Origin of the sequence: Tateyamaria sp. (assembly GCF_039940735.1) — a bacterium.
Lineage (GTDB): Bacteria > Pseudomonadota > Alphaproteobacteria > Rhodobacterales > Rhodobacteraceae > Tateyamaria.
On record NZ_JBDVGB010000036.1, the window covers coordinates 1 to 25,129 of the forward strand.

Annotated in this window: 24 protein-coding genes and 1 pseudogene; 9 read left to right on the forward strand and 16 right to left on the reverse strand. The window is 55.0% G+C overall.

What is annotated here, in order from left to right; all coding sequences use genetic code 11:
- The 6 genes from ABJF76_RS06465 to ABJF76_RS06490 all read right to left on the reverse strand — a co-directional run.
- A partial coding sequence (locus ABJF76_RS06465) for an FAD-binding oxidoreductase (protein WP_413822543.1) occupies positions 1-282 on the reverse strand: 282 nt, incomplete at its 3' end.
- On the reverse strand, positions 279-1,097 hold the full coding sequence (locus ABJF76_RS06470) for an ABC transporter permease (RefSeq protein WP_413819066.1): 819 nt from the start codon (positions 1,095-1,097) through the stop codon (positions 279-281). The genes ABJF76_RS06470 and ABJF76_RS06465, both read right to left, overlap by 4 nt.
- Positions 1,094-1,969, reverse strand: coding sequence for an ABC transporter permease subunit (locus tag ABJF76_RS06475; protein WP_413819065.1), 876 nt, complete (start codon positions 1,967-1,969; stop codon positions 1,094-1,096). The genes ABJF76_RS06470 and ABJF76_RS06475 overlap by 4 nt, the downstream gene beginning before the upstream one ends.
- The gene (locus ABJF76_RS06480) at positions 1,966-3,279 is read right to left on the reverse strand and encodes an ABC transporter ATP-binding protein (protein WP_413819064.1); all 1,314 of its coding nucleotides are present in this window, start codon (positions 3,277-3,279) and stop codon (positions 1,966-1,968) included. Before ABJF76_RS06480 ends, ABJF76_RS06475 begins: the two co-directional genes overlap by 4 nt.
- A 61-nt stretch (positions 3,280-3,340) precedes the next feature.
- On the reverse strand, positions 3,341-4,423 hold the full coding sequence (locus ABJF76_RS06485) for a polyamine ABC transporter substrate-binding protein (RefSeq protein WP_413819063.1): 1,083 nt from the start codon (positions 4,421-4,423) through the stop codon (positions 3,341-3,343).
- A 47-nt stretch (positions 4,424-4,470) separates the two neighbouring features.
- Positions 4,471-4,632: a hypothetical protein gene (locus ABJF76_RS06490; RefSeq protein ID WP_413819252.1), complete on the reverse strand. Its 162-nt coding sequence runs from the start codon at positions 4,630-4,632 to the stop codon at positions 4,471-4,473.
- On the opposite strand from ABJF76_RS06490, the gene ABJF76_RS06495 reads away from it, so the two are divergent.
- The 6 genes and pseudogenes from ABJF76_RS06495 to ABJF76_RS06520 form a co-directional block, all read left to right on the forward strand.
- The gene (locus ABJF76_RS06495; RefSeq protein WP_413819062.1) at positions 4,570-5,955 is read left to right on the forward strand and encodes an aspartate aminotransferase family protein; all 1,386 of its coding nucleotides are present in this window, start codon (positions 4,570-4,572) and stop codon (positions 5,953-5,955) included. The genes ABJF76_RS06490 and ABJF76_RS06495 overlap by 63 nt on opposite strands.
- A 237-nt stretch (positions 5,956-6,192) precedes the next feature.
- Entirely contained in the window at positions 6,193-7,293 is a 1,101-nt protein-coding gene (locus tag ABJF76_RS06500) for an ABC transporter ATP-binding protein (protein WP_413819061.1), read from the forward strand.
- Between the two features lie 80 nt (positions 7,294-7,373).
- Positions 7,374-8,483, forward strand: a complete 1,110-nt coding sequence (locus tag ABJF76_RS06505) for an extracellular solute-binding protein (RefSeq protein WP_413819060.1) — start codon at positions 7,374-7,376, stop codon at positions 8,481-8,483.
- A gap of 95 nt (positions 8,484-8,578) precedes the next feature.
- Complete coding sequence (locus ABJF76_RS06510) at positions 8,579-8,866, forward strand: DUF1330 domain-containing protein (RefSeq protein ID WP_413819059.1); 288 nt, start codon at positions 8,579-8,581, stop codon at positions 8,864-8,866.
- 5 nt (positions 8,867-8,871) lie between these two features.
- Positions 8,872-10,518, forward strand: a complete 1,647-nt coding sequence (locus ABJF76_RS06515; protein WP_413819058.1) for an ABC transporter permease — start codon at positions 8,872-8,874, stop codon at positions 10,516-10,518.
- A 12-nt stretch (positions 10,519-10,530) separates the two neighbouring features.
- A pseudogene (locus ABJF76_RS06520) lies at positions 10,531-11,409 on the forward strand (ABC transporter permease); the annotation flags it as partial.
- Between the two features lie 47 nt (positions 11,410-11,456).
- Here ABJF76_RS06520 and ABJF76_RS06525 read toward each other — a convergent pair.
- The 6 genes from ABJF76_RS06525 to dapE are packed head-to-tail and all read right to left on the reverse strand — an operon-like array spanning position 11,457 to position 18,050.
- A complete protein-coding gene (locus tag ABJF76_RS06525; RefSeq protein WP_413819057.1) occupies positions 11,457-12,812 on the reverse strand; it encodes a lytic murein transglycosylase in 1,356 nt (451 codons plus the stop codon).
- 57 nt (positions 12,813-12,869) lie between these two features.
- Entirely contained in the window at positions 12,870-13,589 is a 720-nt protein-coding gene (locus ABJF76_RS06530; RefSeq protein WP_413819056.1) for a helix-turn-helix transcriptional regulator, read from the reverse strand.
- A gap of 45 nt (positions 13,590-13,634) precedes the next feature.
- Positions 13,635-15,887, reverse strand: coding sequence for a ribonuclease R (rnr, locus tag ABJF76_RS06535; RefSeq protein ID WP_413819055.1), 2,253 nt, complete (start codon positions 15,885-15,887; stop codon positions 13,635-13,637).
- A gap of 32 nt (positions 15,888-15,919) precedes the next feature.
- On the reverse strand, positions 15,920-16,489 hold the full coding sequence (locus ABJF76_RS06540; protein WP_413819054.1) for a TIGR04282 family arsenosugar biosynthesis glycosyltransferase: 570 nt from the start codon (positions 16,487-16,489) through the stop codon (positions 15,920-15,922).
- A complete protein-coding gene (locus tag ABJF76_RS06545) occupies positions 16,486-16,908 on the reverse strand; it encodes a GNAT family N-acetyltransferase (RefSeq protein ID WP_413819053.1) in 423 nt (140 codons plus the stop codon). The genes ABJF76_RS06540 and ABJF76_RS06545 overlap by 4 nt, the downstream gene beginning before the upstream one ends.
- Positions 16,905-18,050: a succinyl-diaminopimelate desuccinylase gene (gene dapE / locus ABJF76_RS06550; protein WP_413819052.1), complete on the reverse strand. Its 1,146-nt coding sequence runs from the start codon at positions 18,048-18,050 to the stop codon at positions 16,905-16,907. Before dapE ends, ABJF76_RS06545 begins: the two co-directional genes overlap by 4 nt.
- Positions 18,051-18,369: 319 nt before the next feature.
- Here dapE and ABJF76_RS06555 point away from each other — a divergent pair, with 319 nt between their 5' ends.
- The gene (locus ABJF76_RS06555) at positions 18,370-19,446 is read left to right on the forward strand and encodes a Hint domain-containing protein (RefSeq protein WP_413819051.1); all 1,077 of its coding nucleotides are present in this window, start codon (positions 18,370-18,372) and stop codon (positions 19,444-19,446) included.
- An 11-nt stretch (positions 19,447-19,457) separates the two neighbouring features.
- On the opposite strand, the gene ABJF76_RS06560 is transcribed toward ABJF76_RS06555, so the two are convergent.
- Both ABJF76_RS06560 and dapD read right to left on the reverse strand, forming a co-directional pair.
- The gene (locus tag ABJF76_RS06560; protein ID WP_413819050.1) at positions 19,458-19,823 is read right to left on the reverse strand and encodes a hypothetical protein; all 366 of its coding nucleotides are present in this window, start codon (positions 19,821-19,823) and stop codon (positions 19,458-19,460) included.
- Positions 19,816-20,643 carry a 2,3,4,5-tetrahydropyridine-2,6-dicarboxylate N-succinyltransferase gene (dapD, locus tag ABJF76_RS06565; protein ID WP_413819049.1) on the reverse strand — a complete coding sequence of 276 codons (828 nt, stop codon included), beginning with the start codon at positions 20,641-20,643 and terminating at the stop codon, positions 19,816-19,818. The genes ABJF76_RS06560 and dapD overlap by 8 nt, the downstream gene beginning before the upstream one ends.
- 119 nt (positions 20,644-20,762) lie before the next feature.
- Here dapD and ABJF76_RS06570 point away from each other — a divergent pair, with 119 nt between their 5' ends.
- Positions 20,763-21,605 carry a TIGR00730 family Rossman fold protein gene (locus ABJF76_RS06570; RefSeq protein WP_413819048.1) on the forward strand — a complete coding sequence of 281 codons (843 nt, stop codon included), beginning with the start codon at positions 20,763-20,765 and terminating at the stop codon, positions 21,603-21,605.
- Between the two features lie 61 nt (positions 21,606-21,666).
- Here the strand turns inward: ABJF76_RS06570 and ABJF76_RS06575 are convergent, their stop codons facing one another.
- Positions 21,667-21,879: a hypothetical protein gene (locus ABJF76_RS06575; RefSeq protein ID WP_413819047.1), complete on the reverse strand. Its 213-nt coding sequence runs from the start codon at positions 21,877-21,879 to the stop codon at positions 21,667-21,669.
- Positions 21,880-22,178: 299 nt separating this feature from the next.
- On the opposite strand from ABJF76_RS06575, the gene ABJF76_RS06580 reads away from it, so the two are divergent.
- Complete coding sequence (locus ABJF76_RS06580) at positions 22,179-23,828, forward strand: type I secretion protein (protein WP_413819046.1); 1,650 nt, start codon at positions 22,179-22,181, stop codon at positions 23,826-23,828.
- A 50-nt stretch (positions 23,829-23,878) separates the two neighbouring features.
- On the opposite strand, the gene rlmN is transcribed toward ABJF76_RS06580, so the two are convergent.
- Positions 23,879-25,051, reverse strand: a complete 1,173-nt coding sequence (gene rlmN / locus ABJF76_RS06585) for a 23S rRNA (adenine(2503)-C(2))-methyltransferase RlmN (protein WP_413819045.1) — start codon at positions 25,049-25,051, stop codon at positions 23,879-23,881.
- Positions 25,052-25,129: the final 78 nt, after the last annotated feature.

Sequence of the window (25,129 nt, forward strand, 5' to 3'; positions counted from 1 at the left end):
GGCGGCATCTGACGCCATCCCACCGCCCAGACAACAAAATCCACCGTTCCGCCCCGAAGCGCCCCAGCCTATCGAATTGGCCTCGACCACAACAACCGAAGCGCCAGTTTGCCCAAGGTGATAGGCTGCGGATAGCCCAGTAAACCCGCCCCCCACGATCACGACGTCGCAGATTTCTTCCCCCAAAAGAACTGGGTTCGATTCAATTTGGGCGGTTTCATCCCACCAACATCCGTCACGAGGACCGGGACCATAAGCGTAGTCGGAAAAGATCCGTATCATTGCGCGCGCGCGGCGGCTTGCTCATCTCGTTTCGTCCGCAAGGCCGCGTGTTTGCTGGCCAGTGATGCCGCGATAACACCTATCGTGACCAAACCGATCAAGATCGTGCTCAAAGCGTTGATCTCCGGGCTTACCCCTAGCCGTACAGAAGACCATATTTTCATCGGCAACGTCGTCGCAGAAGGACCTGAGGTAAAAGACGCAATCACAAGATCGTCCAAGCTAAGCGTGAACGCCAGCAGCCAGCCGGAAAACACAGCCGGTGCGATAATCGGCAATGTAACCAGACGAAACGCTGTGAACGCGGAAGCCCCCAGATCAAGCGCTGCTTCTTCCAGAGATTGATCAAAGCTGATCAAGCGGGACGACACGACAACAGACACGAAACACATAGAAAAAGTAGTATGCGCCAGCACGATCGTCAGCACGCCACGGTCCATTCCCAGACCGATAAACAGTAACAACAAAGACAGGCCAGTGATGACTTCCGGCATAACAAGCGGCGCATAGATCATGCCCGAAAACAACGTTCGCCCGTAAAACCGCCCACCCCGCACCAAAACATAGGCGGCCATAGTGCCTAGCACCGTAGCGATCGTGGACGAAATGACGGCAACGCGTAAAGTCACCCACGCAGCGTCCAAGAACGCTTCGTTTGACAGTAGTTCACCGTACCACTTCGTCGAAAATCCCGCCCAAACCGTCACCAGCTTTGACGCGTTGAAGCTGTAAATGACAAGGATCACCATGGGCAGGTATAGAAACGCGAACCCTAGCGTCAGCGACACCACATTAAAGGGATTAAGACGGTTCATTTCTCTGCCTCCGCCTGACGTTGTTCGTTGCGCTGGAACAGTACGATAGGGATGATCAGGATCAGCAGAAGTATAACGGCCACGGCCGATGCCACCGGCCAGTCGCGATTGGAAAAGAACTCTTCGAACAGCACCTTGCCGATCATCAGCGTACCGGATCCACCCAGCAATGACGGGATCACAAATTCACCCAGCGCCGGGATGAAAACCAAAAAGCAACCCGCGATAATACCGTTTTTCGAAAGTGGAACCGTCACCAACCAAAACGCTTTCATACGAGAACAGCCAAGATCCTCGGCCGCTTCGATCAAAGATCCGTCCATCCGATCAAGTGCGGAAAAGATCGGCAGAATCATAAACGGCAAGTACGTGTATACGATGCCGATAAAGACAGCAGTGTCTGTATTTAGAATTGTCAGCGGTTCGTTGATCAAGCCGATCCAAATCAGAAACTGGTTCAAGAACCCCTCGCCCGAAAGTATCCCGACCCATGCGTAAACGCGGATCAGGAATGAGGTCCAGAATGGCAAGATCACCAACATCAAAAGCGTCGGCCGCCACTGATCCGGCGCGCGGGCCATAGCATAGGCCATAGGATACCCAACCGCGAGCGTTAGAACAGTCGAGATAAGGGCGATTTGAAGCGAACTTAGGTAAGCTTTCCAATACAAATCATCCTCAGTCAGGAAGATGAAATTTTCGAAATCCAACTGCGACAGCATCGTCCAAATGCCATCTTTGGACGTCGGCGTATAAGGCGGAATTGCCAAAGCAATATCGGACAGCGAAATCTTTAATACGACCGCGAACGGGATCAAAAACAGCGCGAACAGCCATGCATAAGGAACCGCTATGAGGAATGCGCGCCTCATTTGTCCAACAGCACCCCAGCCGTGCCCGACCAACTGACCCAGACGTCGTCCTCCCACGTGATGTCCCGGCGCGCAACGCGACGCGTGTTTGCCGTTTGCGCCTTGATCATCGTGCCACCCGCCAACTCGACATGATAGGTCGACAAGTTCCCAAGATAGGCAATGTCGATCACCTTTCCTTTTAACGCGTTCACCGCTTGTGGCTTTGTTTTCGATATTCCGATCTTCTCTGGGCGCAATGCCAGTTTGACCTGTTGACCGTCCAGCGCTGGATCAGCGTCGACCACAATCAACGGCGGTTCTCCTTCTGCCCACAGGATTTCAACGCCTCCGGATGGCACGTCTAGCGTTGGAACATCGCTTGTTTCTTCCGGCGTCGGGGGCGGCAATTGCCGCACAATATCTTTACGCGGCCCGATGACAGGCGCCAGCACCTTGTCGTGCAACCAAAGACCAAGTGCGTTCGGCTGCGGACCGCGCTTTGGTTTTTCATCTTTCACATCCAGCTCAATAGGCGCAGGTTGACTGCGCATGCGCGCCGTTCCTTCAATCAATGTCACATCACCAATGAAGTCAGCCACATAGGCAGAATTCGGAGCTTCATAGATTTGCGTAGGTGTTGCGACTTGAATGATCTGCCCCTCGTCCATGACGGCAACACGGCTGGCGACGGTCATCGCTTCTTCTTGATCGTGGGTCACAATCACAAAGGTCGTGCCGGTCTTTTCCTGAATGTCCATCAGTTCGAACTGCGTCGCCTCGCGCAGCTTGGCGTCCAACGCGCCCAAAGGTTCGTCCAGCAACAACAGTTTGGGCGCTTTGGCCAAAGATCGGGCAAGTGCAACGCGCTGGCGTTGACCCCCCGAAATTTGATGCGGTTTGCGGCGCGCGAATTTTTCCAACCGAGTCAGCTTCAACATCTCTTCGACGCGGGCAGAAATCGCGGCCTTATCATTGCTTTCGCGGCGCAACCCAAAGGCAATGTTATCCCAAACGGACAGATGCGGAAACAGCGCATAAGACTGGAACATCATGTTCACGGCCCGCTTGTTCGGCGGCACGTGCACAATGTCGCTGCCCGCCAATTCAATTGTGCCAGAGGTCGGATTTTCAAAACCCGCCAGCATCCGCATCATTGTGGTCTTACCGCAACCCGAAGGGCCCAGAAGAGCGAAGAACTCCTGAGCATAAATATCGAGCGTCAGATCGTCGATGGCCGTAAAATCGCCAAAGCGTTTGGTCACGTTGCGAAACCGGATCAAGGGTTTCTGTTCCGGGTCATCCCAGGGGGCGAAAACAGTCTCTGCCAAAGAGGTATCCGATCAAAATAGGTCGGGCGCGAGGAGAAACCCCCGCGCCCAGGGTTCAAGCTTAGGTGCCGGATTTCACTTTCGTCCACATGCGCGTGACTGTCCGCTGAGTGCGGGCGTCATAGGGTGTGGTGGTGTACAGGTTTTCCAGCGTCGCCGCGTCAGGATAGATCGCAGTGTCGTCAATCACGTCTTCCTCAAGAAATTCTTGGCTCGCGAGGTTGCCGTTGGCGTAATAGACGTAGTTCGATGCCGCCGCCATATTCTGCGCGTCCATAATAAAGTTCAGGAACGTGTGCGCTGCTTCTGGATTTGGTGCATCCACCGGGATGGCCATGTTATCAAACCACATCAATGCGCCCTCTGAGGGTGCGTAATATTCAATGTTCACACCATTGTCTGCTTCAGCCGCACGATCGCGGGCTTGCAGGACGTCTCCGGACCAGCCGATGGCCACGCAGATATCGCCATTGGCCAATGCATTGATGTATTCGGAACTATGGAATTTCTGCACAAATGGCGCAATGGTCGCTAGAACCGGTTCGGCTTTTTCGATGGTTTCGGCGTCTTGCGCATCTGGATTTTCACCCACATAGGCCAAAGCCGCCGGGATCAGTTCTGCCGGAGCGTCCAAAATATGCACACCGCAAGATTTTAGCTTTTCCATGTTGGCCGGATCAAAAACCAGCGCCAACGAATCTAGCGGGGCATCATCGCCCAGCGCTTCTTTGACCTTATCGACGTTCACGCCAATACCAGTGGTGCCCCACATGTAGTTGATCGCATATTCGTTGCCGGGGTCATATTTCGACACACGATCAGAAATCACGTCCCACATGTTTTCTATGTTTGGCAGCTTGGACTTATCCAGCTTCTGAAACGCGCCCGCCGTAATTTGACGTTGCAGGAAAGTGCCCGATGGCACCACAACGTCATAGCCCGAAGACCCCGCCAGCATTTTGGTTTCCAGCACTTCATTGCTGTCAAACACATCGTAGATGAGTTCGATCCCGGTTTCTTCTTCGAACTTGGTCAGCAACTCTTCGTCGATATAGTCGGACCAGTTATATACGCGCACTTCTTCGGCGAACGCCGCACCCGCGAGGGCAACGACAGCCGTCGTACTCAGCATCAATTGTTTCATGGTGTACTCCCGTAAGTTGCCCGTTTGCCGGGTCGAAGTGCATGAAATCAAGTTTTATGCCAGCCGTCCAGCATCATCGCATATGCATCATTGACGGCGCGGGCTTTGCTCATATTCTCGGCATATTCTCCAACACCGAGGTCTCCATGCCCGCCATCACCAACCACTTGCCCACCGCCGAGCTTCAAGCCCTGGATGCTGCGCACCATATGCACCCTTTTTCCGCCAATGCCGAATTGGCAGAAAAGGGCACCCGCATTATCACACGTGCCAAGGGCGTGTATCTGCACGACAGTGAAGGAAACAAAATCCTTGATGCCATGGCCGGGCTGTGGTGCGTCAATATCGGTTACGGTCGCGATGAACTGGCCGACGCAGCCGCCCGCCAAATGCGCGAACTACCCTATTATAATACGTTTTTTATGACCTCTCATGCGCCAGTCATCGCCTTGGCTGCCAAGATTGCAGAACTTGCGCCGGGTGATTTGAACCATGTGTTTTTTGCTGGATCAGGGTCCGAGGCGAACGACACCAATATCCGCATGGTGCGCACCTATTGGGCGACAAAGGGCAAACCAACCAAGTCGATCATCATCAGTCGAAAGAACGCGTATCACGGATCGTCCGTAGGATCAGGGTCGCTTGGTGGCATGGCGCCGATGCACGCCCAAGGCGGGTTGCCAATTCCCGATATTCTTCACATCAATGAACCGAATTGGTGGGCTGAAGGTGGTGACATGGACCGCGATGCCTTTGGCTTGGCCCGCGCTCAGGAACTGGAACAAGCGATTCTTGAACAAGGCGAAGACCGCGTCGCGGCCTTTATCGCCGAACCCATCCAAGGCGCAGGCGGCGTGATCATTCCGCCCGATACCTACTGGCCAGAAATTCAACGCATCTGCGACAAATACGAAATCCTGCTGATTGCAGATGAAGTCATCTGTGGTTTTGGCCGCACCGGCAATTGGTTCGGAAGCCAAACACTGGACATCAAGCCCCATATCATGACCATCGCCAAGGGTTTGTCCTCGGGCTACCAACCCATCGGCGGATCAGTCGTTTGTGACGAAGTGGCCGAGGTGATCGGCTCGGGCGAATTTAACCACGGCTACACCTATTCGGGCCATCCCGTGGCCTGTGCCGTCGCACTGGAAAATCTGCGTATTCTTGAGGAAGAAAACGTGATTGGGCATGTGCAAAACGTTGCTGCACCTGCCCTGCATGAAATGTGGCACGGGCTGTCCGATCATCCTTTGGTTGGCGAAACGACGATTGTCGGTATGATGGGGTCGCTGGCCCTGACACCCAACAAGGGAAGTCGCGCCAAGTTTGACATGGAACCGGGCACCGCGGGATTCATGTGCCGCGAACGCTGCTTTGCCAACAATCTGGTGATGCGACATGTTTACGACCGCATGGTCATCTCGCCACCTTTGGTCGTCACTCCGGAAGACATCAAAGAGCTAGGCAAACGCGCTCGCACTGCGCTGGACGAATGCTATGCACAAATGAAAGATCAAAACCTGATTTAAGACCGCACAGCCGCTTGCTGGCATGTCCGTTCGATCCCGCTGCGCATCAGGCCGAACCCGATACCTCCGACCAAGACCATTGCGACGAAGATGAAAATCGCGACGATCTTGGTCACAATGTGCGGATTGTTTCAACAAAAGAACCTGTTACCCAGTACATGGTTGCAATGCAGCGGCAGGGGCGTTCTACTGCGTTCCAGAGTGCCGACGTAAAAGCACCACAATGGGGAGCCTCTTTTGGCCGATAATGCGACTGATCAGGCGTTCGTCGAATTCGAGCGCGTGCAGAAAAGTTACGATGGCGAAAACCTTGTCGTCAAAGACTTGAACCTTTCCATGCCAAAGGGAGAGTTTCTGACGATGCTTGGCCCCTCGGGGTCTGGCAAAACGACTTGCCTAATGATGCTGGCGGGCTTTGAAACAGCCACACATGGCGACATCCGCCTTAAAGGTGTCTCCATCAACAACATTCCGCCACATAAGCGCGGCATCGGCATGGTGTTTCAGAACTATGCCCTATTTCCGCACATGACCGTTGCGGAAAACCTGTCCTTTCCGCTGGAAGTCCGCAAGATCGGGAAATCTGAACGCGAAGAAAAAGTGATGCGCGCGCTGGGCATGGTGCAGATGCAAGACTTTGCCGGGCGACGCCCTGCGCAACTGTCGGGTGGCCAGCAACAGCGCATCGCCCTGTCGCGCGCCTTGGTATTTGAACCCGAGTTGGTGTTGATGGATGAACCGCTTGGCGCGCTCGACAAACAGTTGCGCGAAACGTTGCAATTCGAGATCACGCGACTGGCCCATGATCTAGGCATCACAACAGTCTACGTGACTCACGACCAGACCGAAGCGCTGACCATGTCCGATCGTGTTGCCGTTTTTGACGATGGTCGCATCCAACAACTAGCCGCGCCGGATACACTGTATGAAGAACCGCAAAACAGTTTCGTAGCTCAGTTCATTGGCGAAAATAATACATTGATGGGCGTCGTCGAAGAAATCAAAGGCGACACCTGCATCGTCCGTCTTGAAGACGGCAGCTTGATCGACGCCAAACCGATCAACGTGACGGAAAAAGGGCAACGCACCCGTGTATCAATCCGCCCCGAACGGGTCGAAATGGACAAAACGCGCCTTAACCCTGATGCGCACACGCTAAAAGCCGAAGTTCTCGAATTCATCTATATGGGTGATATTTTCCGCACGCGTTTGCGCGTTGCCGGAAGCGATGACTTCGTAATCAAAACTCGCAACGCACCCGATCAAGTGCGCCTGAAGCCGGGCGAACAAATCGAAATCGGGTGGATGGCAGATGATTGCAGGGCGCTGGACGCCTGAGCATGTCAAGAAGGTTGGGCGAAGCCCGATGCCTGACCTTCAACACTCAAGTTACGGGCTATAACAATGGGAGTACTACTATGAAACTCGCAAAAACCTTTCTCGCAACAACGGCACTGACCGTCGCATCGGGAACTGCATTTGCTGACGGCCACTTGGCCAGCGACATGACACTTGTCAGCTGGGGCGGTGCATACCAGTCCAGCCAACAAAACGCTTATGTTGCGCCATACCTCGAAGCAAACGGCGGCGTTACAGCTGTTTGGGACGAAAGCTCGGCCGAAGCCGTGGCCAAACTACGTGCCATGAACGAAGCCGGCAATGTCACATGGGACGTCGTTGACGTTGTGGCTGCGGACGCGATCCGCCTGTGCGACGAAGGTCTCGCGCTGGAAATCGACCCCGAGGAAGATCTGGCAGCTGCACCTGATGGCACATCCGCCGCAGACGATTTTGGCGATCTGCTGGTCAGCGACTGCTTTATCCCACAAATCGTGTATTCGACCACATTTGGTTATCGCACTGATCTGGTTGGCGACACAGCACCCACCGAAGTCTGTGCCGTGTTCGACACAGATGCGTACCCCGGCAAACGCTCGCTGGAAAAGCGCCCCATCAACAACATGGAATGGGCTTTGCTGTGTGACGGCGTTGCCAAAGGCGATGTGTACGACGTTCTGGCGACCGAAGAAGGTCAAGACCAGGCACTGGCCAAACTCGACACCATCAAAGACGACGTAATCTGGTGGTCAGCTGGTGCGGACACGCCCCAATTGTTGGCAGATGGCGAAGTCATCATGGGCTCGACCTACAACGGTCGTTTGTTCGCCGCCATCGAAGAGCAGGATCAACCCATCGGCATGCTGTGGGACGCGCAAGTGTTTGACCTTGACGGTTGGATCATCCCAGCCGGCCTGAGCCCCGAGCGTGAAGCACGCGCACGGGACTTCATCAAGTTCGCGACAGACACACAACGCCTTGCAGATCAGGCCAAATACATCTCGTATGGTCCTGCGCGCGCATCTTCGGCCCCACTGGTCGGTAAGCACGCGTCGCTTGGCATCGACATGGCGCCACACATGCCGACCGATCCGAACAACGCTGCGAACACGTTCCTTTATAACTACGAGTTCTGGGCGGACTACCGCGACGACATCGACGCTAAATTCCAAGCGTGGTTGGCTCAATAAGATCGTAAGGCGGAGTTAACTCCGCCTTACCTCATAAAAAATACTGGCAAGGCGATACGCCTGTCGCCTTGCCACCCAAAGACCCGGAGAGATGAATGCCCAAAGGTTACATCATCGGCCACATCACAGTGAATGATCCTGACGCGTACAAGGAGTACGTCGAAAAGGACACGCCGATCCTGTTGGGCTTGGGCGCCGTTCCCATCGTACGCGGCGGCCAGTCGCAAGTGATGGAAGGCGAACAACACAACCGGCACGTCATTTTTGAATTTCCGTCTTATAAGGCCGCCCTCGCTGCCTATAACGACCCCGAATACCAAGAGGTTGCCAAAATCCGGCACCGCACCGCCTCCAGCACTATCATTGTTGTCGAAGGGACCTAAGAACCATGGCCGAAGCAATGCTTGCCGCCGATGGCACCCCCCTCAAGCGCAGTCTTGCCCGCGCCCTGCGCCGCCAAAAGCTGCGCGCGCTGGCGTTGATCGCACCGCTTCTGATCTTTGTGGTCATTACCTTTATTGTGCCCATCACATCGATGTTGTTCCGTTCTGTCGAGAACGAGATTGTTCAAAATACACTGCCCAACACCATCGTCGCACTGGCCTCATGGGATGCCACAACAGGCGAACTGCCTGATGACGCCGTCTTTGAGGCGATGTATTTTGACATGTTCCTTGCTGCCGAAGCAAAGCGTCACACGCGCCTTGGCTCGCGATTGAACTATGAAACCACAGGCATGTCATCGCTTTTTCGTCAAAGCGGGCGCAAGCTGGATGACTTAGGTAAGGATATCCAAAAACCTCTCGAAGCGCTGAACCCGGCCTGGAAAGACGGCGAGACGTGGTATGCTATTTTCGACGCGGGCACCGATGCGGTGCAGGCCGACACGGATCTTTTGGCTGCCCAACGCGAACGCATCGCACGTTTGACCAGCAACAACACCGATGGTTCGGTTAACTTCATGCCACGGGCTGAAATGGTCACGCTGTTGCCTAAAACAGCACAGGTCTATTCCGCTTGGGCAGTCTTTGTCGCGACCCAAGACGGGCGTGACCCAGCAACACGCGACCCATGGGAAGACGCCCCTACCGCCCTTGTCGCTGATCTGCAAACGGCTGATCTGTCTGGCTATGACGGCCCCGGCGCTGATCTTTTACGCGAGGCCCAAGCCGCTGATCTGCCAAACCCGGATTTCAAAACTGCTTTTGCAGACATCGACGAAGACTGGGCGACCATGGGTCCTTGGACAACCTTGCAAACCCATGCCAACAAATTCACACAGGGCTATTTTCTGAATGCAATTGATGCACAAAAAACGTCTGATGGCGTGGCTTGGCAGCCGGAAAACAAACAGGTCCTGCTCACGTTGTTTGGACGCACGATCTGGATGTCACTCCTGATCATGTTCTCTTGCATCGCGCTTGGATATCCCATCGCGTGGTTGCTGGCGAACTTGCCAATGCGTACGTCGAACCTGCTTTTGATTCTTGTGCTTTTGCCGTTCTGGACCTCGCTCTTGGTGCGCACATCGGCGTGGAAAGTGATGTTGCAACAACAAGGGGTTATCAACGAAGTTTTGGTCTGGATCGGGCTGGTCGCAGACGACAACAGGCTGCAACTGATGCACAATGAAACGGGCACCATCGTGTCGATGACGCATATCCTGCTACCGTTCATGATATTGCCGATGTATTCGGTGATGCAAACGATCCAACCGACCTATCTGCGCGCGGCCAAATCACTGGGCGCGACAAACTGGACAGCATTTTGGCGCGTCTACTTTCCGCAGTCCATTCCGGGTATTGGGGCTGGTTCGATCCTCGTGTTCATCCTTGCCATTGGGTACTATATCACCCCTGAAATCATGGGCGGAACCAAGGGCGTGTTCATCTCAAACCGGATTGCCTACCACATTTCATCATCTCTCAACTGGGGTCTTGCGGCTGCATTGGGGACGATCCTGCTGGCGGCTGTGCTGGTGCTATATTGGGCGTACGACAAGATCGTGGGCATCGACAACGTGAAGCTGGGATAACGAATTATGGGCCTTCCTCCTTATGCCACGCTGGGTCAACGGATCTGGTATTACAGCTTTCGCGTCATTTGCGGGTTGATCTTTTTCTTCCTTGTGGCGCCCATCGTGGTGGTCATGCCACTGTCCTTTAATGCGCAGGATTTCTTTACCTTCACGCCTGAAATGTTGCGGCTCGACCCGGCGGGCTATTCGCTCAAACACTACGAAGACTTTTTTACCAACCCACAATGGCAGCTGGCGATGAAGAACTCGCTGATCATCGCACCCATCGCCACGATCATATCAGTCAGCCTTGGCACTCTTGCAGCCATTGGCCTCAGCCAAAGCCACGTACCATTCAAGGGTACGATCATGGCCATTCTGATTTCGCCGATGATTGTCCCGTTGATCATATCAGCGACAGGCATGTTCTTTTTCTATTCGTCTCTTGGCAACTGGATGGAAAACACCCTTGGGCTGGGCAAAGATTTCGTCGGCTATGTTAAAGTCATTCTTGCGCACGCCGTACTTGGCATCCCGTTTGTGATCATCACCGTGACTGCGACGCTTGTTGGTTTTGATCGCTCGTTAACGCGGGCAGCTGCCAACATGGGTGCAGGCCCGGTCACCACGTTCTTTCGGGTGCAAATGCCGCTGATCTTGCCCGGCGTGATTTCAGGCGGGTTATTCGCCTTTATCACCAGTTTTGACGAAGTGGTTGTGGTGCTGTTTGTTGGCTCCGCCAGTCAAAAGACCCTTCCGTGGCAAATGTTCATCGGCTTGCGCGAACAGATCAGCCCAACGATTTTGGCCGTCGCGACAATTTTGGTGGTCATCTCTATTGGGTTGCTAACCACGGTCGAATTGCTGCGTCGTCGCAGCGAACGATTGCGCGGAATGTCACCCGGCTAATCATTTGTCGTGCCGAATGGCAGCAACGTCCGAGGCGCAGCTTCAACCTAGCGCAGACGATTTAGCAAGCTAAGGGATGAATACCCGTCGGCAATCAAACCGTTCGCGCGTTGATACCCGCGGACGGCCTCTTGGGTCTTAGGGCCGATCCGCCCGTCGACACCTTCGGTATTAAAACCAGCCGCCGTCAGACGTTGTTGCAGCTCTTTGCGTTCGGATGATTTTAGCGCGCGGTCACTGCGTGGCCAGTTCGCGGCAATGGGCGGCCCGCCTGCGATCCGGCCACTGAGGTGACCAACACCGATCACATAGGCATCGGCTGCATTATATCGTTCGATCACACTGAAGTTCTTAAAGATCATAAATGCCGCACCCTGACTGCCCGCTGGCAACAGAATCGACGCAGGGCCATGGTTCGCAATGGTCTGCCCATTGACACCAACAACACCCAATCGCGCCCATTGCGCTGGCGTGCGTTCGACCTTGCGGCTGGCACTGGCATAGTCGAAACCACTTGGAAGTTTCACTTCAACGCCCCACGGCTGCCCCTTTGTCCACCCAAACTTTGCCAAATAGGCAGCGGTCGACGCCAACGCGTCTGTCGGATCATCGGACCAGATATCACGCTTGCCATCGCCGGTGAAATCCACCGCATATTCCAGATAGGATGTCGGAATAAACTGCGTATGCCCCATCGCCCCGGCCCAAGACCCTGTCATATTGCGCGGGCTGGTATCGCCATTTTGCAAGATCCGCAGGGCTGCAACCAACTGCTCTTCAAAGAATGCGCCGCGTCGCCCATCATAGGCCAACGTCGCAAGGCTGCGCACTACATCACTGCCACCGCGAAAAGACCCATAGTTGGTTTCAAGACCCCAAACCGCCACAACGACTTCTTTTTCGACGCCATACTGGGCCTCAATCGCATCAAGAGTACGTTCATGATCACGCACCGCAGCCCTACCATTTGTGACACGGCCGTCAGAAACCGCGCTGTCCAGATATTGCCAAATCGTTTTAGAAAACTCTGATTGGTTTCCATCCAACCGGATCACTTCCGCATCATATGTCACACCGCGAAAGGCACGATCGAATGTGTTCGCATCAATACCTTGCGCACGCGCACGGCTGCGAAACTGATCTATCCAACCATTAAATCCAGCCTCATTGGTTGAAACCGGCGCACGTTCGGCCACGGTGGTCGGGCGCAAAAGTGGGCGTAAAACTGGGGCAAGGTCTAACCCCAAAAGGGGTGCCGGACCCGCCCGCGAAACCTCGTCTTGGCTTGGCCGCAATTCGGGCCGCGTAGACCCTGATATGGTCTGCGCGCTCGCTATTTGTCCTAGGATCAGAGTGCCGCCAATGGCCCCCAAGGTGACTGCCCACCGCATAGTATGCCTCATGTTCGCTGTTCCCGCGTTGTTTCCAACTTAGCAACAATTGACCTATCGTGAAAGGTGTCAGTGTTCGGTCGCGCGATCCTTTGCCACAATATGTTTTTCCGCACGTATGCGTGCCATGTAGTCGCGCAAAAGCGAAACGCGATGAGGTCGAAAGCTATCATCGGTCACATTCAAATCATCCATACGATCCAGTCGGAACATGCGAAAGTCTTGTCGCAAGTGACACCACGCCAGCAACACATTGCTGTTGTCCATGTAAACAATGCCCAACGGTTTCACTGTGCGTTCGGTTTGATTGCCTTTGCCATCCGCATAGGCAAAGCGCACGCTAAGTTCATCCCATGTCGCTTGCCGCAACACCGCCGCATCAATACGAGGCGGTTCCGGGCTCCAAAACCGGCGGGCATCTAGGACGGCATGTTTCAGACGGTGTGCCTGTTTTGGGGGAACACGCGCCTGTATTTTGGACAACGCAGTAGTCGCCGCTTTGGCCAACACAGGGTCTGCAATCGCAGCTACCTCGCGCAAGCCAAGAACCAGCGCCTCCAGCTCGTCATTCTCGAATCCCAATGGAGGTAAGGTCGCGTCTTCGATTAGGGTAAAGCCAAATCCGGCCTCGCCGTCGATAATCGCCCCAAGGCCGCGCAATTCATCCACATCGCGGTAAATCGTCCGTAACGACACATCCATCTCGTAAGCCAAAGACTGCGCCGTGATGGGCGGTGTCATGCGGCGAAAAGTTTGCATAAGTTGGAACAGGCGGTGTGTGCGGGTCATAAAGCATCATAGCACGAGTGCTGACAGATTCCGTCAGCAGTTAACTCAACGTGTGCGGCTCACCTTGCGCTTTGTCTTATCATTGCGCCGCTTGGATTTGACGGCTTTACGCCGAGGACTGCGCCCTGCCGGACCGCCGCGCCCTTTGGGCAGTGATTTGCCATCCAGTGACAACAGATCCAACGTGATGCCCCCAGTGACGGGTGTCGCTTCGGCCAATCGGACGGTTGCGCGTTGTCCAATGCTGATGGTCAACCCAGTATCAGACCCTAAAAGGGTGTTTGTCTCGCGATCGAAATGGAAATATTCCGCCCCAATCGCGCGCATTGGCACCAGACCATCCGCGCCGCTATCATCCAGTTTGACAAAGATCCCGAACTTGGCGATTCCCGCAATGCGTCCCTCCATCTCGTCACCGACGCGCTCGCTCAGATAGGCTGCCAGATAGCGATCTGTTGTATCGCGCTCCGCAGCCATCGACCGCCGCTCAGTATCCGAGATATGCGTGCCCGTTTTTTCCAGCGCCTCGGCGTCGTCGGCGCGCAGGCCATCTTTGCCCCATCCATGAGCCGCAATCAGGGCGCGGTGCACGATCAGGTCGGCATACCGTCGAATGGGCGAAGTGAAGTGTGCATAGTTTTTCAAGGCAAGTCCAAAGTGCCCAAAGTTGACGGGTCCGTAATAGGCTTGAGTCATCGACCGCAACGTCGAAAGGTTGATCAATTCGGCATCGTCGCTGTCTTGGGCCTGTGAGAGCAGGCGGTTCAAATGCGCCGTTTTCAGGACTTGCCCTTTGGCCAAATTCAACCCGGCGGCCTGTGCGACCTCTCGCAAGCTTTCCAGTTTTTCAGGTGCGGGTTCTTCGTGATTACGAAACAGCAAAGCTGACTTTTTCGCCACAAGTGTCTCGGCGGCAGCCACGTTGGCCAGAACCATGAATTCTTCGATCAATTTGTGCGCATCAAGGCGATCCTTGAAATTCACCGACGATACGACGCCATCTTCACTTAGAACGATCTGTCTTTCGGGCAGGTCCAACTCAAGCGGTTGGCGCAGATTGCGCGCCTCAAGTAGCGCCGCATAGGCAGCATAAAGCGGGCGCAAAACAGGCTCTAACAAGGGCGCAGTGCGATCATTTGGTGTGCCGTCAATGGCTGCTTGAACTTCCTCGTAATTCAAGGACGCGGGCGATTGCATCAAACCGCGATGAAAGTCATGCGCGATTTTTTGACCCTGAGCATCGATTTGCATGCGTACCGCAATGCAAGCGCGCGGCACACCTTCGTGCAAAGAACATAAATCGCCCGACAGCCGATCCGGCAGCATAGGCACCACACGATCTGGGAAGTAGGTCGAGTTACCCCGTTTTTTCGCCTCGCGATCCAGCTCTGATCCGGGTGTCACAGCCGCGGCAACATCAGCAATCGCGACCCAAATGACGTGCCCGCCTTTGTTCTTTGGATCATCGTCAGCATGGGCATAGCATGCATCATCATGGTCGCGCGCATCCCACGGGTCGATGGTGATCAACGGCATGTCGCGCAGGTCGGTGCGCCCTTTTAAACCCATCGGCTTTTGCGCGTCGGCTTCTGCCACGACGGCATCGGGGAAAGTGTCAGGGATGTTATGTTCGTGAATTGCGATCAGCGAAACGGCCTTGGGTGCGCCGGGATTACCAAGGCGTTCGACCACGCGTGCGCGCTGCAATCCGATGCGCGTTTTGGGCCCGGCCTGTTCGGCCTCGACCAATTCGCCATCCTTGGCGCCACCTGTGGCATCGGACGCGACGGACCATTCGTTGTGATTGCCTTTGTTCACCGGCAAGATACGACCGCCTTCGGCAGATTTACGGAAAACACCCAGCACCCGCGCCGGATTGGTGCCGATACGACGGATCAACCGCGCCTCGTAATGGTGATCGTCAGCCTTGACCAAAGTAAGTCGCGCAAGGATGCGATCCCCTGCGCCCAGCGCCGGATCAGCAGCCCGCGGGATCACAAAAACACGCGGTTCGACGCCCGTGCCATGCCACTCCATCGGACGCGCAAACAGATCACCATCATCATCCGGGCCAGAGACCATAAGCACACTGACAGGCGGCAGGCGATCAGGGTCTTGATAGGTTTTCTTGCGCTTCTCAAGGTGCCCTTCTTCGGCCAATTCCTTAAGGATGCGCTTCAGATCAATCCGCGCAGCCCCCTTGATGCCAAAGGCTTTGGCGATGTCACGTTTCGCCGTAAGGGTCGGATTGTTGGCAATCCAATCGAGGATTTCGGGCTTGGTCGGAATACGGTTCATGCACCATCAGGTAACACGCGCGCCTAATGGCGTCATGGCAAATCGTCGATTGTATCCACATCAGCCAAAGTCGCGACCAACGCGATCTTTTTCCCGGTAAATGCCGCGCGAGTGTCCGCAAGTGCGTGTTCGGTCGACCAACGGGCATCCTTCAACATTTTGGGTCGCAAAACAGAGCCTAACTTGGTTCCTATCAACCAAAAACCCCCATCAGGGGCCGGCCCAAACACGGCGTCATGATCCCCGAGGGCAGCAAACCCTTTGGCAATATGGCGGCGCGTGATGCCCGGTATATCAGCGCCGATGACGCAAACCGGCCCCCCAGCGCGACGCATTGCGCGGATCATCCGGTCACCCAAATCACCACCCCCTTGCGGCCAGCGCATGAAATGCTGTGGAAAACAACGAGTCGTCATCCCCTCAATGTCGGGGGCGACAGCCAACACAACATGCCATCGCGGGTCTTCGATCCGACGCAAAAGCCGCGCGACTTGATGGCGGAACCACCACGCAGCGGTTGTCATTCCGACATCGCGGCCCAACCGGGTTTTAACACGTCCAGGGCGCGGTACTTTTACCATGATAACAAGGGTTGGCTTCACAAAGTGCGTTCCATGTCGCGATGCGGGATGCCAGCGTCGTCGTAGACAGGACCAAACGCGGTAAATCCCAGTTTTTCATAGAAAGCGAGCGCATGGGTCTGTGCACCCAACTTGGCCTTGGTGACGCCGGGTTGCTCCCTTGCGACATCTAAACAGGATTCAATAATCGCCGCTCCCAATCCAGTGCCACGCGCCTGTTTCAACACACAAACGCGGCCAATCTTGGCGACACCTTCTGCGATCAGGATACGAGCGCACCCCAACGCCTTGCCATCCACAGTCGCCAGAACATGAAACGCTTCGCCATCACGGCCATCTACCTCTTCGGCCTCGCTTACGTTTTGTTCTTCAATAAAAACGATACGCCGCAACGCATGACACGTGGCAAGGTCATCCGTCTGTGAAATCAACCAATTCATGCGAAATAGTCTCGCAAAATACGGCTATAGACCGCCTTTAGCTGTCCGATATGATCGACACGCACATGTTCATCCACCTTGTGCATCGATTGGCCTACGAGACCGAATTCGACCACAGGACAGTGGTTTTTAACAAAGCGCGCATCAGAGGTGCCACCGCTCGTGCTAAGCACAGGGTCGATCCCTGTTTCATCGCGAACGGCGCGTGCCACAAGGTCAGACAAAGCACCCGGAGGGGTCAGAAAACTCTCGCCCGACACTTTGATCTTCATATCAATTTTCACGCCATATTCGGAAGCAACCGCATCAGCCTGCGCAGTGAGCCACGCCGTCAGGCCTTCGCCGCTGTGGATGTCGTTAAAGCGGATGTTGACGGTGGCGCGGGCCTGCGCGGGGATCACATTGGTGGCCGGATTGCCTGTATCGACAGTGACGATCGCAAGAGTCGAGGCATCAAAATGATCGTTGCCCTGATCCAACTCATGCCCCGCCAGTTGGTTCATCAAACGCATCAGCGGCGGCAGCGGATTGTTGGCCCGGTGCGGATAGGCCGAATGCCCCTGAACCCCTGTCACCGTGAGCCATGCCGTCATCGACCCACGGCGCCCGATCTTGATCATCTCGCCCATTGTTTCAGGACAGGTTGGTTCACCAACAAGGCAAACGCTCATCGCTTCGCCCGTCTTATCCATGTATTCAAGCAACGCGGTGGTGCCGTCGGTTGCGTCGCCTTCCTCGTCACCGGTGATAGCCAAAATGACAGCCCCGTCGGGGGGCGTGTCGCGCACGAAATCGATGGCCGCAGCAGCAAAGGCAGCGACACCGGATTTCATATCCGTCGTGCCGCGCCCGTACATCACACCGTCTTTGACTTCAGCCCCGAAGGGCGGCATCGACCATGCAGCAACGTCGCCCACAGGCACCACATCTGTGTGTCCATTAAAGCCAAAGCTGCGCGCGTGCCCTTTGGCACCCCAACGTGCATAAAGGTTTCGGATGCCACCACGATCCGCCCATGCACAGTCAAACCCGGCCTCGGACAACAGATCATGCAAGATGTCCAACGCGCCTCCATCCGCAGGCGTCACGGATTCGCAGCGCACCAGCGCGGCAGTCAATGCGACAGGGTCAACTAAGGCCATGACATCTCCATTCTTGGGTTGTGGCGAAAAGGGCGCGATCACATCGCGTTAGCACATCAAGCTAGTTAACAGCAGGTCAATTTCTATGCTAGGCTCAACGCAATAATATGACCCGAGGCAGGGCATCAGCAGTATCGCCGTCAACGTACGGCCTGTGGCGTGCGGGAATTTGCACGACCTGACACGCATTTGATCTGCGTGCGCTGCACCTTCGCTGTCTCAGAATAAGTGTTGAGCAGGCGATGTTTTCAAATTCGGATTTCCCTATTGGGGCAAAACGCAAGGGCAAAGGCTGTTTGCCAATAGCGCGGGCCGTGGCATGAGCTGGATTGGCCTCACGGATCACACGGATGGACGGTTCGCCCCTTCAGGGTTAGCAGGCGATTATAGCCCCTCAACTTTGCCAGACGTTCTTGATCGCGGAACACTGATGTTTGAAACCCATCTTCCTGAGCACACGCACCAACATGATTTGTTCGGTGGGGGTAAGGAAGGAAGTGGCCGTTCAATAATGTTTCGTGGCGCATCCGACATTGGCATAACCATGGAACAACGTCATCAAAGCGACGTCTCCCACGCGGCAATCAGGTTGGTTAACGAAGGGCGTGCACAAACCGTGCGGGTGACGTATGCGTGGGATGTTGCGTCAGGGTGGGCGCGGCTTGCATTGGAACAGCCCGAAAGCCCACGTCCCATCACCACTGTGATGCACGCCCCGTACCCGCACAAAACCAAAGATCTAAGAGATCTAATGCTGGGGTATAGCAATCGCACATTGTCCAAAGACGTGCTGTTTGCGGCTCTTTCGACTGAAATTGTGCCGATTGGAACCATGCCCACGCTGCACCCAGAGACCCCAATTGCGACTCCGGATGGTTATCGTTCCGCACGCGACCTACGGCGCGGCGATACTGTTCTGACTGGTTCAGGCGACATCGTGCCTGTCCTTCATGTTGTACTCAACCGCCTGCCCGCGCGCGGCAGCTTTGCCCCAATCCGTCTGCATGCCCCTTACTTTGGATTGACGCAGGACATCATAGTCGGGACAGAACAACGGTTGGTTATGCAAGGATCAGAAGTCGAATACACTTTCGGACAAGAGGCTGTGCTGGTCTCCGCCCGCCACATGGTCAATGGGCATGCAGCCACGTGGGTCGCACCCGGCGCTATCGCTGAGTATGTGCAGATCGTCCTGCCCGGTCACGAGGTGCTTATTGCGGCGGGATGCCCATTGGAAAGCCTCTTTGTCGGGCGCCTACGCCGCAACAAAGAAAAACTGGCTGCCAGTGTTTTGGCCGATGTACCAAGCCGATTGCTGCCGGAACATGCCCAGCCTTACCATCAAGTGTTACGCCCCTTCGAGGCTATCACGTTGCTGGATCAGCGCGCGGCTTAGGGACCAGGACCTTAAGCGCCATCAATGTCGGGTTCGTCACCAAAAAATGGCGTCATCTGCGCAACGATCACTGAATTCTCATCCAGTGCCCGCTGCATCAAACCACGTTCGTCATCGCCGATCTCATGGCCCTCAGCTTCACGATCTGCCAAGGTGCCATAACCGGTAACATCCAACGGCGCGGTGTCGGCCTGCTTAAGTAACGCAACCGTTTCACGCACCGCTTCTGCCTCGTCCACACCACTGGCAAAGCACATCAGTGCAGCACCTGTGGCGTCTTTCGGCAGGCCATCACCCGCCTTGCGCCCGATCTGCACCACAAGGGTAAAGACCTGCTGACGCGACGGTTTCTTTGGCTTTTTGCCCTTATCAGTCACGCAGCAACTCGTTGATGGACGTTTTGGAACGAGTCTGTGCATCGACCTTTTTCACAATAACCGCGCAATACAGGTTCACGCCGTTCTTGGATGGCATCGACCCTGCAACAACGACAGAGCCGGCAGGGACTTCGCCATAGGTGAATTCACCTGTCTCACGATCCACAATCTTGGTCGATTGGCCGATGAAAACACCCATTCCCAGAACCGAACCTTCGCGGACGATGCAACCTTCGACCACTTCGGAACGCGCACCGATAAAGCAGTTGTCCTCGATGATGGTTGGGCCTGCTTGCATAGGTTCAAGCACGCCGCCGATGCCAACGCCGCCCGACAGGTGCACGTTTTTACCGATTTGTGCGCAGGACCCAACAGTGGCCCAAGTGTCGACCATCGTACCTTCGTCCACGTAGGCGCCAAGGTTCACAAAGGACGGCATCAGGACCACGCCGGGCGCGATGAACGCAGATTTACGAACGATACAGTTAGGTACAGCGCGAAAGCCCGCGGCCTTCCACTGATTATCGCCCCAGCCTTTAAACTTGCTGTCGACTTTGTCCCACCAGCCACTGCCTTGCGGGCCGCCATCTTGCTGTTCCATGTCTTTGATGCGGAAACCCAAAAGCACGGCCTTTTTGGCCCACTGGTTCACATGCCAATCACCGCTTGCTTGCTTTTCCGCCACACGCAGCGTGCCGCTATCCAGCGCGGCAAGTGTTTCTTCGATAGCGTCCCGGGTTTCGCCAGTGGTCGCGGACGTGATTGTGTCACGGGCGTCCCATGCGGCTTCGATGGCAGTTTCAAGCTGTGCGTTAGACATGGTTGTCTCCCCTGATTTGTCGCCGCGCTTAGACAACAATCCGTAGCGCCATGCAATCATATCTGGGCAAGTGGCGCCCTTCGCGATACCTCTTTGTGCAAAGCGAAGGAGCTACCGAAATGAAAGACGACCGCCACAGCCCGTTCCGAAACGCCCATACCGACCGAAAAGCGGTAGAAGGCGCGCCAGACACACCGCAAACCCGTTCGCCCGCCTATGCGCTGGCCTTTGCAGACGATGAATTTATGTGCCGCGACGAATTGCGCCCCGTTCGACTGCAACTGGAATTGCTCAAACCTGAAATGATGATGAACGAAGCCAATGTGGCATCGACCATTGTCATGTTCGGCGGCGCGCGCATTCCCGATCCAGAACACAAAGAAAAGGCACGCACTCAGACACTGTCTGATCTGTCGCATTTCTATACCGAGGCGCAAATTTTCGCCAAGCTTATGACCCAGAAGTCGATGGAAAGCGGTGGCACAGAAAATGTTGTTGTGACGGGCGGCGGTCCGGGCGTGATGGAGGCCGGTAACCGCGGCGCTTATGAGGCCGGCGGACGCTCAATTGGGCTGAACATCGTGCTGCCGTTTGAGCAGGCACCCAATTCCTATGTGACGCCAGATCTGGCGTTTAACTTCCATTATTTCGCGATCCGCAAAATGCATTTCTTGATGCGAGCGCGGGCCATCACCGTTTTTCCCGGTGGGTTCGGAACATTGGACGAATTGTTCGAAGCACTAACGCTGATCCAAACAGGCCGAATGGAGCGTGTCCCGTTCCTGCTATTCGGCCGCGCGTTTTGGGAAAAAATCATCAATTGGGATGCGCTGGCAGATGCCGGCACGATTTCACAGGACGATCTTGACCTGTTCCGCTTTGTCGATACCGCCCAAGAGGCGATTGACATCATTGATACATGGGGCTCAACCGAAAAGCGCGGCGAAGTTCCAGGACGGTAAATCCGTTACACGGCGCGAGCAGAAACGCACTGCGGTCGTCCACCAATGCAGCAGTGTCGGATCAGGCCGACATTGCTGCAGGCAAAACGCAAACTTCGACGTGGTGTGGCAGTGTTTCCACAATATCACCCGCAGACGTTTCGCGAATGCTGTAGCCGTAGCCTGCAAGGCGGTGCATCCATTCGCGACGCGAAAGAGCTTTACCGCGCTCGCGTGTGACTAGGTCAATGATCTGCGCTTCGATGAAGCTGTCTTGTTTAACGATTATGGACATGGTGTCTCTCCGAATTGAAATTGCTTAATGAGTTCACCATTGCGGACCACTGTGGCGAGATTCGCGCACGAATTGGAAATTATTGGGATCAATTGTGACGAACAGAGTTCCGTCAAATTTACCGAACCCGATCCGCAAATCACTTTCCGCTGTTGATATTTTCACTGATCTGCTCACAAACTGGTCCAATATTTGTTTCTACCGAGCGAACAGTTAGTTTCCTAAACCCAGCACAATCTGACCAAACTTTGACGCATTGCCTCATTAAAAGTGCGCTGAACAGAACTTTCGAGGGCATCATGGCTGCAAACACTGACGGAACATTCGACGACACCCACGCAGCAGGATGCGGATGCGCAGCTTGTATTGACGCAACCGACGGAGACTCGCCCACACCCGGTGCCGCTGCCGAAGTGACAGACTACACTGCTCTTCTGTATTATCCGGACCATGACTCATTGCGCTGGAACGGCCTAACCAACGTTGGAACGCCGGTCGTTGTCACATATTCCTTCACAGAAACAAATGAACTGGGCGACGCAAGCGTTGTCGATCCACATGGGGCAACTGACTATTGGGCTTATAATGCCGCGCAACGTGACTTGTTTCGTCAGGTCACCGAACAATTCGAAGCCGTCAGCGGTGTGATCTTTGTTGAGGTCGAAGGCGACGCGATGATCAACGTCTATGGATCTTCCGGTGGCAATGCGGGCGGCTGGGCAAACATATCTCAGGCGACATCGTCCTACACAGGAAGTGGGGACCTCACCAACAATTACATGAGCATGGATGAAGGCGATTACGGCTATCAGGTCAACTTGCATGAACTGGGTCACGCCATGGGCCTTCAACATCCTCATGATGGGAATGTTGTGCTGGCAGACAGCGTCGACAACCAAACAAACACTGTGATGACCTATAATATTGGACGCCCCTATGTAACCGAGCTGGGTACGTTCGACGTGCAGGCCCTTCAAGATATTTACGGGACAACAGACAGTGTCGACGGTTGGACCGTCACTGCGGACGCAAACGATGTTGTAACGATCACCGCAACAGACGATGCAAACACCGTATTGGCGACAGGCCAAAACAGCGAAGTGTTCGCACTCGGGGGTGACGATCAAGTTTTCGGGCGCGAGGGTAACGACCTACTGTCCGGTGGTGCTGGTTTGGATAGCGTAATTGGGGCCAACGGCAGTGATACCATTTATGGCGGTTCCGGCAGGGATTATCTGGTCGGGGACCTCACCGCTGATGATTATTCCGGTGATGCGACCGACAACGACCGTATCTTTGGTGGCAACGGCATCGATACTTTGTTCGGTGGTGATGGAAATGACAGCCTGTTTGGACAACGGGATGAAGATGAACTGTATGGCGGCGATGGCGACGACCGACTTGGGGGCGGCACCGATCAGGACAGCTTAATCGGTGGTCGCGGCAGTGACACACTCTACGGCGGAAAAGGCAGAGATTATCTGGTCGGGGATTCGACGGCTGATGACTATTCCGGCAGTTCCACCGACAACGATCGTATCTATGGTGGGAACGGACGCGATTCTTTGTTTGGCGGAAACGGCAATGACAGCCTGTACGGTAGTCAGGGCAATGATGTACTGAACGGAGGTTACGGCGAAGACGTTCTTACAGGCGGTAACGGAAACGACACGTTGTTTGGCAGCGATGGGGCCGACGTCATGACTGGCGGCGGCGGCGCGGACGTTTTCCTGTTTGGTAGTTTAGACGCTTTCGAAACCAACAGAATCCTGGACTTTACGAGTGGCTTGGACATCATTGACGTGTCGGATTTTGGGTTTTCGACCCTCAATCAATTCTCACTCAGCACCACGGGCAACGACACGACGCTGTCCTACAGCAATTGGTTCGAAATCGAATTGGCAAATTTTTCCGGTACCCTGACGGACTCCGATTTCATCTTCGCTTGACGACCGCCACAAGTCATACGCAAGGTCGGCACGCCCCAGTCGATGTGGGGTTACAACCCTGCGTCGGCTTCGATCTGCTTGCGCGACTTGCGCGCACGTTCCGTTGCGGACTTTAGCTGGCCGCAAGCTGCCATAATGTCTTCGCCACGTGGTTTGCGCACAGGGCTGGCATAGCCGGCCTGATAGACGATTTCGGAAAAGGCACGAATGCGGTTGTTCGAACTGCGGGTGTAAGGAGCGCCGGGCCATTCGTTAAATGGGATCAAGTTAATCTTTGCTGGAATGCCTTCGATCAGTCTCACCAAGCGATGTGCATCTTCGTCGCTGTCGTTCACCCCATGCAACATCACATATTCAAACGTGATCCGTTCTGAGTTGGAAACTTTAGGATACGCGCGCAGCGCATCTAAAAGCGTCTCGATGTTCCAACGCTTGTTGATGGGCACCAATGTATCGCGCACCTCATCTGTGGTGGCGTGAAAGGACACAGCCAACTGGCATCCGATCTCTTCAGCTGTGCGGGCAATCTCTGGCACCACACCGCTGGTGCTTAGGGTAATGCGACGGCGCGACAGTTGAATACCTTCGGCATCCATCGCGATTTTCATCGCGTCACGCACGTTTACAAAGTTGTACAATGGCTCGCCCATGCCCATCAGCACGATATTGGACAATAGGCGCGTCTCAACATTGCGATCACCAGGTGTGGGCCACTCCTCAAGATCGTCGCGGGCCATCATCACCTGACCGACAATTTCACCCGCGGTCAGATTGCGCACCAGCTTTTGGGTGCCCGTATGGCAAAATGAACACGTCAACGTGCATCCAACCTGAGAAGAAATACACAGCGTCCCTCGCGAGTCCTCGGGAATGTAAACAACCTCGACCTCGTGACCACCTGCAATACGCACCAGCCATTTGCGCGTGCCATCAGTGCTCACCTGCTTGGAAACGACCTCGGGAATTTCAATGACAAAAGTCTCGGCCAACTCGGCGCGATATGTTTTTGACAGGTTCGTCATGAGGGCAAAGTCACGCACGCCCCATTGGTAAATCCATTGCCAAATCTGGCCCACGCGCATTTTGGCCTGTTTTTCCGGCGTCCCTTGGGCGATCAACGCGTCCCGCATCGCATCGCGTGTCAGGCCGACAAGGTTCATAGGCCCCTCCGGCAATTTCCGGGGGATCGTCATTACGTCCTGCGTGATTGGCGCGTTAGCCATGGCATAAAATCCAAATGGTAAGGTGATGCGCCCCTATATAGGGAAATCGCGGCCGATCAAAAGGATTCGCGCAAAATG